Source organism: Allorhizobium sp. NPDC080224 (assembly GCF_050281005.1).
GTDB lineage: Bacteria > Pseudomonadota > Alphaproteobacteria > Rhizobiales > Rhizobiaceae > Allorhizobium.
The window spans coordinates 3,109,979-3,126,778 of record NZ_JBNNWJ010000001.1; the positions used below are offsets into that span (position 1 = coordinate 3,109,979).

Annotated in this window: 16 protein-coding genes and 1 other RNA gene; 10 read left to right on the forward strand and 7 right to left on the reverse strand. The window is 62.3% G+C overall.

Annotated elements, in window-relative coordinates:
- Window positions 1–11: 11 nt before the first annotated feature.
- The 8 genes from tolR to glmM all read left to right on the forward strand — a co-directional run bounded on the left by tolR (window position 12) and on the right by glmM (window position 9,668).
- Window positions 12–464 carry a protein TolR gene (gene tolR / locus ACQKP1_RS15305; RefSeq protein WP_006726828.1) on the forward strand — a complete coding sequence of 151 codons (453 nt, stop codon included), beginning with the start codon at window positions 12–14 and terminating at the stop codon, window positions 462–464.
- 10 nt (window positions 465–474) lie between these two features.
- Window positions 475–1,509 carry a cell envelope integrity protein TolA gene (locus ACQKP1_RS15310; RefSeq protein ID WP_427275915.1) on the forward strand — a complete coding sequence of 345 codons (1,035 nt, stop codon included), beginning with the start codon at window positions 475–477 and terminating at the stop codon, window positions 1,507–1,509.
- A gap of 21 nt (window positions 1,510–1,530) precedes the next feature.
- Window positions 1,531–2,835 (forward strand): Tol-Pal system beta propeller repeat protein TolB, encoded by a 1,305-nt coding sequence (gene tolB / locus ACQKP1_RS15315; protein WP_203017444.1) that lies wholly within the window; start codon window positions 1,531–1,533, stop codon window positions 2,833–2,835.
- A 165-nt stretch (window positions 2,836–3,000) separates the two neighbouring features.
- Window positions 3,001–3,540, forward strand: coding sequence for a peptidoglycan-associated lipoprotein Pal (gene pal, locus ACQKP1_RS15320; protein WP_006726831.1), 540 nt, complete (start codon window positions 3,001–3,003; stop codon window positions 3,538–3,540).
- 162 nt (window positions 3,541–3,702) lie between these two features.
- The gene (ybgF, locus tag ACQKP1_RS15325) at window positions 3,703–4,692 is read left to right on the forward strand and encodes a tol-pal system protein YbgF (RefSeq protein ID WP_006726832.1); all 990 of its coding nucleotides are present in this window, start codon (window positions 3,703–3,705) and stop codon (window positions 4,690–4,692) included.
- Complete coding sequence (gene tilS / locus ACQKP1_RS15330; RefSeq protein ID WP_427275916.1) at window positions 4,692–6,011, forward strand: tRNA lysidine(34) synthetase TilS; 1,320 nt, start codon at window positions 4,692–4,694, stop codon at window positions 6,009–6,011. The genes ybgF and tilS overlap by 1 nt, the downstream gene beginning before the upstream one ends.
- Before the next feature lie 120 nt (window positions 6,012–6,131).
- Window positions 6,132–8,063 (forward strand): ATP-dependent zinc metalloprotease FtsH, encoded by a 1,932-nt coding sequence (ftsH, locus tag ACQKP1_RS15335; protein WP_427275917.1) that lies wholly within the window; start codon window positions 6,132–6,134, stop codon window positions 8,061–8,063.
- Window positions 8,064–8,312: 249 nt separating this feature from the next.
- Window positions 8,313–9,668: a phosphoglucosamine mutase gene (gene glmM / locus ACQKP1_RS15340; RefSeq protein ID WP_427275918.1), complete on the forward strand. Its 1,356-nt coding sequence runs from the start codon at window positions 8,313–8,315 to the stop codon at window positions 9,666–9,668.
- 79 nt (window positions 9,669–9,747) lie between these two features.
- Here the strand turns inward: glmM and ACQKP1_RS15345 are convergent, their stop codons facing one another.
- Window positions 9,748–10,494: a YebC/PmpR family DNA-binding transcriptional regulator gene (locus ACQKP1_RS15345; RefSeq protein WP_427275919.1), complete on the reverse strand. Its 747-nt coding sequence runs from the start codon at window positions 10,492–10,494 to the stop codon at window positions 9,748–9,750.
- A 147-nt stretch (window positions 10,495–10,641) separates the two neighbouring features.
- Here ACQKP1_RS15345 and ACQKP1_RS15350 point away from each other — a divergent pair, with 147 nt between their 5' ends.
- On the forward strand, window positions 10,642–11,145 hold the full coding sequence (locus ACQKP1_RS15350; protein ID WP_006726837.1) for a pyridoxamine 5'-phosphate oxidase family protein: 504 nt from the start codon (window positions 10,642–10,644) through the stop codon (window positions 11,143–11,145).
- 15 nt (window positions 11,146–11,160) lie between these two features.
- Here ACQKP1_RS15350 and ACQKP1_RS15355 read toward each other — a convergent pair whose 3' ends face one another.
- The 3 genes from ACQKP1_RS15355 to ACQKP1_RS15365 form a co-directional block, all read right to left on the reverse strand.
- A complete protein-coding gene (locus ACQKP1_RS15355) occupies window positions 11,161–12,003 on the reverse strand; it encodes an MBL fold metallo-hydrolase (RefSeq protein WP_427275920.1) in 843 nt (280 codons plus the stop codon).
- A gap of 108 nt (window positions 12,004–12,111) precedes the next feature.
- Window positions 12,112–12,936, reverse strand: a complete 825-nt coding sequence (locus tag ACQKP1_RS15360) for a TIGR00282 family metallophosphoesterase (protein WP_203017452.1) — start codon at window positions 12,934–12,936, stop codon at window positions 12,112–12,114.
- A gap of 10 nt (window positions 12,937–12,946) precedes the next feature.
- Complete coding sequence (locus ACQKP1_RS15365; protein ID WP_427276464.1) at window positions 12,947–13,525, reverse strand: 5-formyltetrahydrofolate cyclo-ligase; 579 nt, start codon at window positions 13,523–13,525, stop codon at window positions 12,947–12,949.
- Window positions 13,526–13,693: 168 nt separating this feature from the next.
- Between ACQKP1_RS15365 and ACQKP1_RS15370 the strand changes: the two genes are divergently transcribed.
- Window positions 13,694–15,718, forward strand: a complete 2,025-nt coding sequence (locus tag ACQKP1_RS15370) for a methyl-accepting chemotaxis protein (protein ID WP_427275921.1) — start codon at window positions 13,694–13,696, stop codon at window positions 15,716–15,718.
- Between the two features lie 84 nt (window positions 15,719–15,802).
- On the opposite strand, the gene ssrS is transcribed toward ACQKP1_RS15370, so the two are convergent.
- From ssrS to ACQKP1_RS15385, 3 genes are all read right to left on the reverse strand, one after another.
- Window positions 15,803–15,961, reverse strand: a non-coding RNA gene (gene ssrS / locus ACQKP1_RS15375) — 6S RNA.
- 54 nt (window positions 15,962–16,015) lie between these two features.
- Window positions 16,016–16,396, reverse strand: a complete 381-nt coding sequence (locus ACQKP1_RS15380) for a cell division protein ZapA (RefSeq protein WP_203017456.1) — start codon at window positions 16,394–16,396, stop codon at window positions 16,016–16,018.
- Between the two features lie 71 nt (window positions 16,397–16,467).
- On the reverse strand, window positions 16,468–16,740 hold the full coding sequence (locus ACQKP1_RS15385; RefSeq protein ID WP_006726844.1) for a DUF4164 domain-containing protein: 273 nt from the start codon (window positions 16,738–16,740) through the stop codon (window positions 16,468–16,470).
- Window positions 16,741–16,800: the final 60 nt, after the last annotated feature.

Genomic DNA, 16,800 nt, shown 5'->3' on the forward strand with positions numbered 1-16,800 from the left:
GGAGACGCATCATGGGTATGTCGGTTGGATCGGGTAGCAAGGGCGGTGGACGCCGCGGTCGCCGCGGTGGCAAGAAGGCCCTCGTCAGCGATATCAACGTTACGCCCTTCGTCGACGTCGTTCTCGTGCTGCTGATCATCTTCATGGTCGCAGCCCCGATGATGACCGTTGGCGTGCCGATCGACCTGCCGCAGACCCAGGCACAGGCGATGAGCAGCGAAAATCAGCCGATCACCGTCTCGGTCAATCCGGAAGGCGAGATCTATCTGCAGGAAACGGCGATCCCGATCGAGGAAGTCGTGCCGAAGCTGCAGGCGATCGCCACCACCGGCTACAGTGAACGCATCTTCGTGCGCGCCGACACCGCCGCCACCTACGGCATCGTCATGCAGGTCATGGCGCGGATTTCAGCCGCAGGCTTTACCAATATTGGTCTTGTGACCCTGCAGGAACAGCAGAACTGATCGGACGGACATGAAGGGCAGCCTCTTCACATCCTCGCTTCTGCACACTCTGGCGCTCTCGGCAGCGCTGGTGAGCCTCGGCTCGCCTGAAAAACTCGAATTCGCTCCGATGGAGTCGCTTCCGGTAGACATCGTTCCGATCGAAGAATTCACTCAGATCCAGAAGGGTGCGACCGACGCGCCGCTGGCGGAGACATCTGCCCCCGTGCCGACCCAGAGGCCGCCGATTGCCGAGCCCGCCGAGAACATCGGCGACAACGAGGTCGATCTGAAGTCACCGCCGACCCCCTCCAAGCGTCCGGTCGAACAGGAAGTCGCAGCCGCCCCGAAGAAGGTCGAGACGCCGGCGCCGACGCCTGATCCGAAGGCGAACGAAGTGAAGGAAGTGGTCAAGGAAGACACGGCACCACCACCGGAGCCGGAACCACAGCCCACGGAGCCTCAGCCGGTCGAACAGGCGGTAGCCGAAGAAATTCCCCTGCCCGAGCAGGCGCCGATCCCGGCTGCCCGCCCGAAGCCCGAGATCGCCAAGCCGGCGGAGAAGAAACCGGCACCCAAGCCTGACGCCAAGAAAGACACCAAGGCGCAGGAAACGGCGAAATCCAAGCCGCAGATGGAAAGCGACTTCAACGCCGACGAGGTCGCAGCCCTTCTGAACAAGACGGACGCGGCCGGCGGTGGGGCGAAGCGCTCAACCGATCAGGCGGCCCTGGGCGGCCGCACCGACACCGGCGGTTCGAAGCTCAGCCAGAGCGAACTCGATGCGCTGCGTGGCGTCATCCAGGACAACTGGCTGATCACGCCGGGCATGGCGGATGCCGCCGACGTTCGCATCCGCGTCACCTTCCGCCTCGACCAGAACGGTGCTCTGATCGGCGAACCCGAAGCGACTGCCACTGGCGGCTCGCCCTCGGCCCAGCAGGTTCTCATGAGCGGCGCCGTACGCGCCGTACGCAAGTCCGCCCCCTTCACCAATCTGCCCCCGGACAAATACGACGCATGGTCTGAAGTTGTCGTCAATTTCGACCCCAGCGAACTGATGTAAGAGCTGAAAGGCTTGGTAAGCATGAAAACTCTCCTCCTCCGACTTCTGCTGGTCTGTGCCGGCATGGCAGCTGCCTTTGTGGCGCCTGCAAACGCAGCCGTTGAAATCAACATCAACCGCGGCAACGTCCAACCGCTGCCGATCGCCATCACCGACTTCATCTCGGCCGACGGCATCGGCGCGCAAATCTCTGCGGTCGTGGAAGCCGACCTGAAGCGCTCGGGCCTCTTCGCCCCGGTCAACCGTGCCGCCTTCATCGAGAAGATTCAGAACCCCGATCAGGCACCGCGCTTTCCCGACTGGACAGCCCTGAAGGCCGAGGCTCTGGTCGTCGGACGCATCGTGCGCGAACCCGATGGCCGCCTGCGCGCCGAATTCCGCCTCTGGGACACCTTCGGTGGCCAGCAGATGACCGGCCAGCAGTTCTTCACCGATCCGAAGAACTGGCGGCGCGTCGCCCATATGATCGCTGATGCGATCTATGAGCGCATTACCGGCGAAAAGGGCTATTTCGACACCCGTGTCGTCTTCGTCTCGGAGAGCGGCCCGAAGACAGACCGCAAGCGTCAGCTGGCCATCATGGACCAGGACGGCGAAAACATCCGCATGCTGACCAACAGCAACGACATCGTCCTGACGCCGCGCTTCTCGCCGAGCCGACAGGAAATCACTTACATGTCGTTCGAGGGCCAGCAGCCGCGCGTCTACCTCCTGCAGCTGGAAACCGGCGCCCGTGAGGTCGTCGGCAATTTCCCCGGCATGACCTTTGCGCCGCGCTTCTCTCCCGATGGCCAGCGGGTCATCATGAGCCTGCAGCAGGACGGTAACGCCAACATCTACACGATGGACCTGCGTTCGCGCACCACAACCCGTCTGACGAACACGGCCGCGATCGACACGTCGCCATCCTATTCGCCCGACGGCAGCCAGATTGTCTTCGAAAGTGACCGCGGCGGCCGCCAGCAGCTCTATGTCATGGGTGCCGATGGCTCCGGCCAGCGCCGCATTTCATTCGGTGACGGTTCCTACTCGACTCCGGTCTGGTCGCCCCGCGGCGATCTGATCGCCTTCACCAAGCAGTCCGGCGGCCGGTTCTCCATCGGCGTCATGAAGACTGACGGCTCCGGCGAGCGCATCCTGACCACGGGCTTCCACAACGAAGGCCCGACCTGGGCACCGAACGGACGCGTGCTGATGTTCTTCCGCCAGAACGCTGGCGCCGGTGGCCCGCAGCTCTACTCGATCGACCTCACGGGCTACAACGAGCAACTGGTGAAGACGCCATCCTTCGCCTCCGACCCGGCCTGGTCGCCACTGATGGAATAGTGACTGGAAAGAGGCGCAATTGCGCCTCTTTCTTGCCTCAAAGGGCCGGCAATTGCGCTGTTTCTGACGAGAATTGACGCTTCGTTAACCATAATTGTTGGAAGCCGGTTAACCGCGATTGGTTATGCTCCGGCAACCCTAACAGAGAATTCAAGGAGACCGGCGATGAGCCGCATTCATTCCCCGGCCACGAGCCGCCTGCAGAAGATGGCAACCAATCCGGCCATGGTCGCATTTGCCGTGGCCCTCGCCCTTGCCGGCTGTGCCAACAAGAAGAACCTGCCGAACAGCGCCGGCGAACTCGGCCTCGGCGCCGGTGGCGCTGGTGCCGCCACCCCGGGCTCTGCCCAGGACTTCACCGTCAACGTCGGCGACCGCATCTTCTTCGACACCGACTCGACCGCCATCCGCGCCGATGCCGCCCAGACGCTCGACCGTCAGGCGCAGTGGCTGCAGCGTTACCCGAACTACGCGATCACGATCGAAGGTCATGCCGACGAACGCGGCACCCGCGAATACAACCTGGCGCTCGGTGCTCGCCGTGCAGCAGCGACCCGCGACTACCTCGCACAGCGTGGCGTTCCGGCTCAGCGTCTGAAGACCATTTCCTACGGCAAGGAACGTCCGGTCGCCGTTTGCGACGACATCTCCTGCTGGTCGCAGAACCGCCGCGCCGTCACTGTTCTCGGTGGCGCCGGCATGTGATCCGGTTCACCCGGTCATCACCAGAGCTTGAAGGCGGCCCATGGGCCGCCTTTTACTTTTCTCCTTACTTTGGCCGAACTTGGTTGCTTTTTGCAGGCAATTGGGAAAACTCCTGTCGGCGCTGGTTCGGCGCAAAATCATCGCGAAAACAGGAAAAGGAACATGAACAAACTTGTGATGGCCGCTCTGTTTGCGACGGCCTCGCTTACCGGACTGAGCAGCGCTGCTAACGCATTCCAGCTGTTTCCGAATGTCCAGCTCGGCCAGAAGGCCACCGGACAAACGCCGAAGGCAGACGTCCAGTTCGCTCAGGCGACGGATCCGACCTTGCGTGTCCAGCAGCTCGAGGAAGAAATTCGCGCCCTGAACGGCCGGATCGAGGAAATGAGCTTCCAGCTCCTGCAGATGCAGGAAGCCATCCGAAAGCAGCAGGAAGACAATGAGTTCCGCTTCCAGGATCTCGAGAAGAAAAGCGGCTCGCTGACCCGTCCTGCCACCGCCGGCGACCAGCAGGATTCGGTCGCAGAGATCATCACCGAAACCCCGGACGTCGGCGTAACCGCCGACGCTTCCGGTCTCGGGTCCGGAACAGCACCCGGCGAACAGACGCTCGGCTCCATCGCGCTCGATGAAAGCGGCATGCCCGTCACGGCCACGCTCAACCAGGATGCGCTGAACAACAGCTCTACCGCCCTGCCCGGCGTCGATACCGGCGTGACCGCCCCCTCGACAACGCCTCCGTCTGCGCCGCAGCAGACCGCCTCGCTCAATTCCGAGGGCGACGTCTATCAGATTGCCTATGCCCATGTGCTCTCCGGCGACTATTCGCTAGCCGAGAGCGAGTTCCGCGATTTCATCGCGGCCTATCCAAGCAGCGCCAAGATCGCCGATGCTCATTTCTGGCTCGGAGAAGCGCTCTACTCCCAGGGCAATTTCAACGAGGCGGCCAAAACCTTCCTGAATGCCCATCAGACCTACAACACCTCCCCGAAGGCGCCTGAGATGCTGCTGAAGCTCGGCATGTCGCTCGCCGCCCTCGACAATACCGAGACGGCCTGCGCCACGCTGCGCGAAGTCTCGAAGCGCTACCCTAAGGCTTCCCGCGCCGTCGTATCGAAGGTCGCGAGCGAGCAGAAGCGCCTCAGCTGCTGATGAGCGCCGTCCTCGCGGCAGGGTCATCGCTGCCCGAACTCTCGCCCGAAGCCGCGACCCAAGAATTTCTATCCTTCCTCAACCGTCCCATGCGCCTGCTCGTCGCCGTATCCGGTGGCAGCGATTCGCTCGGCCTGCTTTTGTCACTGAAGCGCGCGATCGACGGACACACATATCCTCACCGCCACTCTCTTTCCGCCGCAACCATCGACCACGGCCTGAGGCCGGAAGCCGCCGACGAGGCTGAGCAGATCGCGATACTGTGCGGAGAGCTCGGCATATCGCATCGGATCGAACGCTGGACCGGCGAGAAGCCCACGACCGGCCTCTCAGCTGCCGCTCGCGAGGCGCGTTATCGGTTGCTCGCCCATGCAGCAGACACCTACGACGCCGACGCAATCGTCACCGGCCATACTCTGGACGATCAGATCGAGACTGTGGCCATGCGCGCGGGTCGCTCCGCCGACGCGGTCCTCGGTCTTTCCGGCATGGCGCCAGCCACGCTTTATGCCGGCCGCCTCTGGATCCTGCGCCCTTTTCTCCGCACGCGGCGCGCGACGATCCGCAGTTGTCTCCAGGCCGCTGGCCGGACGTGGATCGACGACCCGAGCAATGACGACTCCCGCTATGAGCGGGTCCGGACGCGGCGTGCGGTTCCGACAGTCGATCTCGCCGTGATCGACGCTTCCGCCCGACAAAGAACATCCCTTTCGGCACAAGCGGCAGACTGGCTGAAAGGTCATGCGACTGCCGGACCCGGAATGCTTGTCACTGTGTCGCTGCCTGCCTCGACTGAGAAGGCCGTTAGCGATCACGCCCTTGGCGCGCTGGTCGCCGTGCTCGGCGGCAGGCTACATCGTCCCGGTGCCAACAGCCTCGCGCGGCTCAGCCTCAAACTGGACGAAGGCTCGGATTTTCGCCTGACCCTGTCGGGTACCCTGGTCCTTCGACGACGCGACCGGCTCTATCTCGTGCGCGAAAGGCGCGGTCTTTTGCCGCTGTCGCTTTTACCAGCGGCAATCGGTGTCTGGGACGGCCGCTATACAATCCTGAATTCGAGCGATGACGAGGTCACGATCACAGGCGGTCCTGCATCCACGATCGACCGCGCTTTGCCTGGCTCGATCCGTTCTGCATTGCAGGGTAACGCGCCACAAATCGCTGATATCCATGGCATTTCCCACCAGCAGGGCCCACTCGTGACGGTCGCACCACGGCTCTCGATCTACGCGGATTTCATGCCCAGTTTCGACCAGCCATTGGCCGACGCGATAGCCACACTCATTGGCGCGGAACCGAGCCCCAGCTGTCCCATTTAAGACTTATTGACGGAAAACGATCTGTGAAGGCCCGTTTGCCTTGGCAAGGATGCGGCGTGATCCTATGTTAGAGAGTAATTCTGCGGGGCTTCGTCCCGCACCACAGGTTCGGGGAGTTCAATGAACCCAAATTTTCGCAATTTCGCGCTCTGGGCGATTATCGCATTGTTGCTGATCGCGCTCTTCAGCATGTTCCAGACCTCGCCGTCGCAGACGGCCTCAAGCGAGGTGCCTTACTCGCAGTTCCTCCGAGAGGTGGATGCAGGGCGCGTGCGGGAAGTGACGGTCACTGGCAATCGCGTTCTCGGCAAGTATGTCGAGTCTGGAACGGCGTTCCAGACCTATGCCCCAGTGGTCGACGACAACCTGTTGACCAAGCTGGAAGCCAAGAACGTGATGATCGTGGCCCGTCCCGAAACGGATGGGTCCTCCGGCTTCCTGAGCTATATCGGCACGCTTCTCCCCATGCTGCTGATTCTCGGCGTCTGGCTCTTCTTCATGCGTCAGATGCAGGGTGGCTCGCGTGGAGCCATGGGCTTCGGCAAGTCGAAGGCCAAGCTCCTGACGGAAGCACACGGCCGGGTCACCTTTGATGACGTTGCAGGCGTTGACGAAGCCAAGCAGGACCTGGAAGAAATCGTCGAATTCCTGCGCGACCCGCAGAAGTTCCAGCGCCTCGGCGGCAAGATCCCGCGCGGCGTTCTGCTCGTTGGCCCTCCGGGCACGGGTAAGACGCTTCTCGCCCGCTCCGTTGCCGGCGAAGCCAATGTGCCTTTCTTCACCATTTCCGGCTCTGACTTCGTCGAAATGTTCGTCGGCGTCGGCGCAAGCCGTGTCCGCGACATGTTCGAGCAGGCCAAGAAGAATGCGCCTTGCATCATCTTCATCGACGAAATCGACGCCGTTGGCCGCCATCGTGGCGCCGGTCTCGGCGGCGGTAACGACGAACGCGAACAGACGCTCAACCAGCTGCTCGTCGAGATGGACGGCTTCGAAGCCAATGAAGGCATCATCCTGATCGCGGCGACCAACCGTCCCGACGTTCTCGACCCTGCTCTTCTGCGTCCGGGCCGTTTCGACCGTCAGGTCGTCGTGCCGAACCCAGACATCATCGGCCGCGAGCGAATCCTCAAGGTCCACGCCCGCAACGTGCCGCTGGCCCCGAATGTCGACCTCAAGGTTCTCGCGCGTGGTACGCCCGGCTTCTCCGGTGCCGACCTGATGAACCTCGTCAACGAAGCTGCCCTCATGGCCGCCCGACGTAACAAGCGTGTCGTCACCATGTCGGAGTTCGAAGACGCCAAGGACAAGATCATGATGGGCGCGGAACGCCGCTCCTCCGCCATGACCGAGGCCGAAAAGAAGCTGACCGCCTATCACGAAGCTGGCCATGCGATCACCGCATTGCAGGTGCCCGTCGCCGATCCGCTGCACAAGGCAACCATCATCCCCCGCGGTCGTGCGCTCGGCATGGTCATGCAGCTCCCCGAGGGCGACCGCTACTCGATGAGCTACAAGTGGATGGTCTCGCGTCTCGTCATTATGATGGGTGGACGCGTGGCTGAAGAACTGACCTTCGGCAAGGAGAACATCACCTCCGGCGCGTCTTCCGACATCGAGCAGGCCACCAAACTTGCCCGCGCCATGGTTACCCAGTGGGGCTTCTCGGATGTCCTCGGTCAGGTCGCCTATGGTGAGAACCAGCAGGAAGTCTTCCTCGGTCATTCGGTCTCGCAGTCGAAGAATGTTTCGGAATCGACCGCCCAGAAGATCGACATGGAAGTGCGTCGCCTGATCGACGAAGCCTATACCGAGGCACGCCGTATCCTGACCGACCACCACGACGCCTTCGTGGCGATTGCCGAAGGCCTGCTGGAATACGAGACGCTCTCGGGCGAAGAGATCAAGGCGCTGATCCGCGGCGAAAAGCCGTCCCGCGACAGCGGTGACGACAGCACACCGAGCCGTGGCTCCGCCGTGCCCTCGACCGGTCGCAAGGATGCGCCCAAGGGTGGCGAACCGGAAGGCGGGCTGGAACCGCAGCCGCACTGATTGAACGCGATAGAGATCAAGTGAAAGGCCACCCTTCACGGGGTGGCCTTTTTTGTATGGAGCGTGCCAAGCCGCAAAATCCGGTGGACGACAGGGCCTTTGGTAACGCCATGTAATGAGTTTTAGCGCTATTTTACGTGTTCTTCGCCGCGTTCTATGGCATGAGCAGCCAACCGCGGGCCCCTGCACGATCGCCAGTGCTGATCACGTGCAGCGACCGCCAGCGAAATGGACTTGAAGGAACACTTGATGACACGTCGTTACTTCGGCACGGACGGTATTCGCGGCCTCTCCAACCGCTTCCCCATGACACCCGATCTCGCCATGCGTGTCGGTATAGCCGCCGGCACGATCTTCCGCCGCGGCGGGCACCGCCACCGCGTGGTGATTGGCAAGGACACACGCCTCTCCGGTTACATGCTGGAAAACGCCATGGTCGCGGGTTTCACGGCCGCCGGCCTCGATGCCTTCGTTCTCGGCCCGATCCCGACGCCTGCGGTCGCCATGCTGACGCGCTCGCTCCGCTGCGATCTCGGCGTGATGATCTCCGCCTCGCACAACCCCTTTGCCGACAACGGCATCAAGCTCTTTGGCCCCGATGGCTACAAGCTGTCGGACGAGCTGGAGCAGCAGATCGAGGAACTGCTCGAGAAGGATCTCTACGGCCAGCTTGCAGCCCCCAACGACATCGGCCGCGCCAAGCGCATCGATGGCGTGCATGACCGCTATGTCGAATTCGCCAAGCGCACCCTACCCCGCGACGTGACCCTTCACGGTCTGCGTGTCGCCATCGACTGTGCCAACGGCGCGGCCTACAAGGTGGCGCCGGCTGCCCTTTGGGAACTCGGCGCCGACGTGGTCACCATCGGCGACGAGCCGAACGGCACGAACATTAACCTGGAATGCGGCTCGACCCATCCGGACGCATTGCAGAAGAAGGTCCACGAGACCCGCGCCGACATCGGCATCGCACTCGATGGCGACGCCGACCGAGTCATCATCGTCGACGAAAACGGCACTGTCATCGACGGCGATCAGCTTATGGCAGTCGTTGCCGAAACCTGGGCACAAGACGGGCTGCTGCGTGGCGGCGGCATCGTCGCGACCGTCATGTCGAACCTCGGCCTCGAGCGTTTCCTCGGCGACAAGGGCCTGACGCTTGCCCGCACCAAGGTCGGCGACCGCTATGTCGTCGAGCACATGCGCAACCACGACTTCAACGTCGGCGGCGAACAGTCCGGCCATATCGTTCTCGCCGATCACGGCACGACCGGTGACGGCCTCGTCGCCGCCCTGCAGATCCTCGCCGCCGTCAAGCGCACCGGCAAGGCGGTCAGCGAACTCTGCCACCGCTTCGAGCCCGTGCCGCAGCTCCTGCGCAATGTCCGCTTCTCCGGCGGCAAGCCTTTGGAAGACGCCGTCGTCAAGCAGGCCATCGCTGACGCTGAGGCAGAGCTCGCCAAGTCCGGCCGTCTGGTCATCCGCCCCTCAGGCACCGAGCCGCTGATCCGCGTCATGGCCGAAGGAGACGACCGCGAGCAAGTCGAGCGCATCGTCAACGAACTCGTCGACGTCATCGGCAGTGTACGCAGCGCCGCTGCCTGAGTTGCCGAAAAATCGCTGAATGATAAAAGCCCGGCTGCGATGCAGCCGGGCTTTTGTATGTCTCGATCGGTCCAGACGATCAGGCGGACAACTTCGCCATGACTTCGTCGGAGATTTCGAAGTTCGAATAGACGTTCTGCACGTCATCATCGTCTTCGAGTGTGTCGATGAGCTTCATCAGCGAGGTCGCCTTTTCTTCATCGACCTCGATCGTGTTCTGCGGCTTCCAGATTGCCTTGACCGATTCCGCACCACCGAGCACGGCTTCGAGCGCCTTGGACACTTCGTTCATGTCTTCGAAGGCGCAGTAGATCGTATGCCCGTCTTCATCCGAAACGACGTCTTCGGCACCGGCTTCGATCGCCGCTTCCATCACCTTGTCGGCATCGCCGACGGAGGCCTTGTAGGTGATCTCGCCGACATGGTCGAAGGAGTAGGACACCGATCCTGTTTCGCCGAGCGCCCCGCCGGCCTTGGAGAATGTCGAGCGAACGACGGAGGCCGTACGGTTGCGGTTGTCGGTCAGCGTCTCGACGATGACGGCAACGCCGCCAGGACCGTAGCCTTCATAACGGATCGCGTCGTAGCTCTCGGCATCGGCACCGGACGCCTTCTTGATCGCGCGTTCGATGTTGTCCTTCGGCATCGATTGCGCCTTGGCGTTCTGCACGGCGAGACGAAGTGCGGCATTCATCGCAGGGTCGGGCAGACCGGTCTTTGCGGCAACGGTGATTTCGCGCGCGAGCTTGGAGAACATCTTCGAACGGATACCGTCCTGCTTGCCCTTGCGGTGCATGATGTTTTTGAACTGTGAATGGCCAGCCATGGCACCCCTGATCAGGTCTGTTTGTGGGAATGGCCGCCTTATAAGGGCGAAAGCCAGCTGTTTCAAGGCCGCGACATCGGTTCAAAAAGCCGGAACAAGTGCCTGCCGAACTCGTTGCTCTGAGCACACACGACAAGGAGACAGAACATGGCAAGTTTTAGCGAAGCCCGCGAAAATCCCGTCGAACAGCTTTGGGATGAAATCGACAGCATCCATGCCGGTATGCTCGGCCTTATGGGCGGCAATATGCACATGCAGCCGATGGCCCCGAATGCGGATCGCAAGCGCAACAGCATCTGGTTCTTCTCCAAGACCGACAGCCATCTTGTGCAGGCCCTGCGTCCCGGCAGCCGCGCTCACTTCTGCGTCGTCGGCAAGGATCACGACTATCATGCCTGCCTCGCAGGCACGCTGGTGGAGAACAAGGATCCGGCCAAGATCGACGAATATTGGAATTCCGTCGTCGCAGCCTGGTACGAAGGCGGAAAGTCCGATCCGAAGCTGACGCTTCTGGAACTCAAGCTGGACGATGGCGAGATCTGGGCCTCCACCAACAGCTCGCTCAAGTTCGGCTGGGAAATCGCCAAGGCGAACATGAGCGACGAGAAGATGCCGGATGTCGGCGTACACCGCGAAGTCCGCTTCGCCTGAACCGCAGCGGGGGTACTAGACCCCCTGCAAGACTAGGATCAGCGGCTTTTTCGGCAATGTCCGCATCGACACCGTGAAGCCGCGATTCTCCGAGATCTGCGTATCGAAACTGTCGTCGAACATTGACAGGAAAGTTTCGATCGGTGGACCGCGACGATGCATGGGCAGGATCAGTGCGGAGCGCAGACGCTTCACGATCCGGCTCATGCTGTCTGCCCCGAGCGTCAATCCACCATCCACCGGCACCATGACGATATCCAGTCGGCCGATCTCACCGTAATGGGTGTCGGTCAATTCATGATGCAGATGGCCGAGATGGCCGATGCACAGGCCTGCGACCTCGATGATGAAGATCGAGTTGCCATTCGGCTCCATGGTTCCGCCCCAACTCCTGATATCCGTTGGCACGTTTCTGACATAGGCATCCCCCACGACCAGCCGATGCTCGATCGGCTCTCCGGGCTGGGCCTCGTTCCAGCCGTGCAGGACTGAACCGATGGCGGGATCGGGATTGAGGGTATAGTGGCTCGAATGCGCCTTGTTCATCGTCACGACATCGGGTGTACGCGACGTGCGGAGCCAGCCATTGAAATCTGTTGCGATTGAAATGCCGGCCGGCGTGTCGATCTGGAAGGTGGAATGGCCGACAAAGCTGATAACCACATCTTCCTGCACCTGCGCGAGCGTCAAGACCGGGGCGCCGGAGCCTGCAGGCGTGAAGTTGGCGTACTGAACCTTGGGAATCTTCTCGGCGATCAGCTGGCACTGGCTGACCTGCGGTCGCTGTGCCTCTTGCGCCAAGGCACCACCGGTCAGAACCGAGAGCACCATCGTGGACAACACCAGTCTCAGCATCATGCCGCTCCCTGCACCGTCTAGCTTGAAAGCCAAGAATGCGGGAGCACCGGGAAAGCGTAAAGCTGCCTCCCCGTCTCCAGGCCTCACAATGGCGTTATCGCCGGGCCGTTAGGCCCAGAAGGGCGGGATCGTCTCGGCGAGCCGCGGGCCGAGCCGCAAGGGGGCGATCTTTTCGGCAAGCCCTGTGCTGTCTGAGATCTCGACGCCGACGCCGCAGATCGTCGCCGGCCCGCTTGCCGCCTCGAAGCGGCCCTTGGGCATCTTCGAGATGAAGCGGTTGAGCGGCTCTTCCTTCTCCATGCCGAGCGAGGAGTCGTAATCACCACACATGCCGGCATCCGACATATAGGCCGTGCCACCGTTCAGGATCTGGTGGTCGGCGGTCGGCACATGGGTGTGGGTGCCGACAACGAAGCTTGCACGGCCATCGACGAAATGTCCGAAGCACTGCTTCTCGCTGGTCGCTTCGGCATGGAAATCGAAGACGATGACGTCCGCCTGCTCCTTCAGCGGGGCGGCCGCAAGAATGCTCTCTGCAGACTTGAAGGGATCGTCCAGCTCAGGATGCATGAAGACGCGGCCCATGATGTTGGCGACGAGCACGCGCGCACCGTTGCGGGCGTAGAAAAGACCGGAACCCTTGCCGGGCGTGCCGGCCGGATAATTGGCCGGGCGCAGGAACTGGTCGTGCCGGGTGCAGAACGACACCGCTTCCTTCTGGTCCCAGACATGGTTGCCGGTTGTCACCACATCGGCACCGGCATTGATCGTCTCGAGATAGATATCCTCGGTGATGCCAAAGCCGCCGGCGGCATTCTCGCCGTTGACGATGACGAAATCGAGCTTCAGATCGGAGATCAGGCCCGGCAACCGCTCCCATACAGCCGTACGTCCGGTCTTGCCCACCATGTCTCCGAGGAACAGAAGTCGCATTTTCGTCCAATCACTCCATGAATCTTCTAAGGCCGCTCTCGGTCAGCACGGCTTCCAGCCGGACGTCATGGGCCTCGTAGGGCACTTCTGCCACCTCCTGACAGTCGAATGCAATGCCGATCAGCCTCGGATGCCGGCCTTTTTCCCTGAGACGGGCGATCGCGCGGTCGTAATGACCGGCACCATAGCCGATCCGGTTGCCGGCAGCATCGAAGGCCGACAGAGGCACCAGAAGCAGATCGGGGTCGAGAACCGCAGCTTCAGGGCCTGGGCCGCGGGTGCCAAAACCGGTATCGACGAGCTCCGCGTCGGCTGCGAGTTCGCGAAAGACGATCGTCTCCTTGTCCAGAACGACAGGCAGGCAGAGCCGCGCGCCCCGGGCCTTGAGCCGTGCCATCAGAGGGCGAATATCCGCCTCGGAGCGGATCGGGAAGAAGCCGGAGACGACGAGCCCGGGCTCCAGCGACAGAGCATCTCCCGCAAGCTCGGCCATGGCAAGACTGTGCTCCAGTCTCGTATCCGCCGGGATCGCGTCCCGGACCGCCAGCCGCGCTTTCCGGATCTCGGCCTTCAATTCCCGCTTTTCCACCATTTCAAGGCCCTTTCTTTCCAGCCACGCCAGATTTGGGGAGGCCGACTAACGAGAAATCGTGTTTTTGCCCTTCGTCAACTCGATTCCGAAAACCTCTGTAAAACCAAGGATTAACTCAAAGCGCTTAGACTAACGTCCAAGTCAACGTCCAAAGGCCCTTTTATAATGCAGTTCTTTTCGCGCTTCGGCATCACGAAGACAATCACCGCCACCACGGTCCTCATCCTGATCGCGGCGCTCGGAGCCGTGGCCTGGGTCATCTCTGGCAGCATCGAAACCCGCATCCAGCAGCAGGCGATCGCTGGCCAGGATGCAAGCCTTCGCACAGCGGCCACGATCATCGAACGGGATCTGCCCGGCACCCAGATCACCTGGGCTCAGGACGGCAACGTCAGCCGCATCGTGATGGAATCCATTCCGACTGAGTTCACCGAGCACGGCATGATCGACGTCATCGGCCGCATGACCGGCCAGACGGCGACGATCTTTGCCTGGGATGCTGAAAGCAAGGACTTCTGGCGCCGCACCACCAACATCATCAAGCCGGATGGCAACCGCGCCGTCGGCACCGCACTCGGCCAGACCGGCGCTGTCTATCCCTATTCCGTCAAGGGCGAGGTCTATCGCGGCGAAGCCGTCATCCTGGAGACGCCATATTACACGATCTACCAGCCGATCTTCTCGCCGACCGGTGATGTGCTCGGCATTCTCTATGCCGGCGTGCGCAAGGCCGACATCAACAGCATCGCAACCGAGATGACCTACGCGATCGGCACCACCGCGCTGATCGTGCTTCTGATCGCCGCAACGCTGATCGCCCTTCTCGTCCGTCGCATCGTCGGCTCCCTGCCGCGCCTGACGGCTGTCGCTGACCGCCTTGCTTCCGGCCAGCTCGAAACCGACGTGCCGGATCAAAATCTGCGCAACGAGATTGGCGCACTTGCCCGAGCGATCAACGTCTTCCGCGAAAGCGCGATCCAGAAGATCGAGATCGAACGCCGTGCCGCCGACGCTGCCGCCCAGGGCGAGCAGGAACGCGCCGAGCGCGAAGTCGCCAAGGCAGAGGATGCCCGTCTCGTACAGGAAGCCGTCGATGCTCTCGCCGACGGTCTGAACCGTCTGAGCGACGGCGACCTGACCGTGCGCATCGATCGCGCCTTCACCGGAAACCTCGACCGTCTGCGCGTCGACTTTAACGCCTCCGTCGAGAAGCTCAGCAGCACGCTCGCCGAGATCCGCAATGAAACCACGGGCATCGAGGCGAGCTCGGCCGAGATGCGCTCTGCGACCGACGACCTGTCGAAGCGCACCGAACAGCAGGCCGCCTCTCTCGAAGAGACCTCCGCCGCCCTCGAGGAGATCACATCGACCGTGCGTGGCTCGTCGGCCAAGGCAGACGAAGCCGCGACCATGGCGACCAAGGCTCGCCAGAGCACGGAGAGCTCCAGCAAGGTCGTGTCCAACGCGATCGAGGCCATGAGCCGCATCGAACAGGCGTCGAGCGAGATCTCGAAGATCATCAACGTCATCGATGAAATCGCCTTCCAGACCAACCTGCTCGCCTTGAACGCAGGTGTCGAGGCAGCGCGCGCTGGCGAAGCCGGCAAGGGCTTTGCCGTCGTCGCCCAGGAGGTCCGTGAACTGGCTCAGCGCTCCGCAAATGCTGCCAAGGACATCAAGGCGCTGATCAACAAGTCGGGTGAAGCCGTCGCCGGCGGTGTGTCGCCCGTTCAGCAGACCGGCAGCGCGCTCACCGAGATCTCCAGTCAGGTGGCCGTCATCAACGACCACATCTCGTCGATCGCCTCGGCTGCCCGCGAGCAGTCCACCGCGCTGAACGAGATCAACGGCTCGGTCAACCACATGGACCAGTTCACCCAGAAGAACGCCGCGATGGTCGAAGAAGCGACCGCCGTGACCCACCGTCTGGCCGACAGCGCCCGCAGTCTGGGTGGGCTCGTCGCGCAGTTCCGTGTCACCGGCGGAGCAGCTTCCCCGAACCGCGCTCCGACGCCGAGCTATGCTGCACCGGCACCGACGGCCCGTCCGGCAGCACGCCCGGCCGCCGCTCAAGCCGAGACGCGCCCCGTAGCCTCCCCGGCTCGCCGCATGGTCGGCAACCTTGCCAAAGCCTTCGGTGGCGGCAGCACCGCAACCGCCACCTCGCAGGACAACTGGGAAGAATTCTGATCCCAGGAACCGATCAAAGACAAAAGCCGTCGCGAGCGATCGCGGCGGCTTTTGTCTTGCATCATGTCTGATCAGAAGAGGAAGGTGCGATCCACGGCAACCGATGGAGATTTACGATCCTGGGTGCCTACAAACGTAGGTGGGCGCCATATGTCCAAGCCCACGGGCCTGGTCAGGGACAGCTCCCTTTGGATCGAGTATGGCCCCAGGGATTGTGGTTCCTGTCGTGAGGCGCAGATCGCATTTCAGATATAGGCGCTTCGCGGGCACCGCGCCAGTGGGCTGGAAAAATAGTCCTCAAGCCTGAGGCTGGGGCGCGGGCCGCTGGGTGAGTTTGCGGGTGATGCCATTCAGGCGATCCGCAAGGTCTGATATCGCATGGGCCACGGCCTCCTCGCGGTTATGCACGCCTGACAGGACCGTATCGCGCCCCTCCCGGAAACCAGCCAGCTCCGCCTCGGCCGCCGCAAGCCGCCGATTGATCTCCGCCATCTCGTCCATGACCATGATCCCGGCCATGACGGTGATCCGGAGATCGCCGATTTCACCGAATTGTCCCTTGAGATGGCCGACATAACGATCGAATTCGCTCGCAAGCTCCGTCAGATGGGCTTCCTGCCCCTCCTCGCACGCCATGCGATAGGCTTTTCCGTCGATCGTGACTGTGACCTGCGCCATCGGCGTTCCAACTCTCTTCTACGCGTGGTGCAATCGCACCGTAAGCAAAAAGCGCCCTGCGGCACGATACTTCAGCGATCGAGCACCGCCCTGATCGTTTCCATCGCCGTCACCAGTCGACGCGAGACCTCGCGGTTGACCTCCTCGAGCCGGTTGGCCCGAAACTCCGACTGGTCCAGTTCCTGAGCAAGACGGGCGCGATCCGCATGAACGCGCCGCACCTCGCCATCGATCTCCATACTCTCGCGCTCCGCTTCGAAACGCATGTCGACGGCGTTCTCGAGCCCGGCGACAGCCTGCCGCAGCGCCGCGAGCGCGGCATCCACCGAATTTTCCGCCGGCATTCTCTTGCCCCTGCCTCAGTGAAGTCTGTTCGCTACACGAATCGTCGTGGCCGCCCCGAT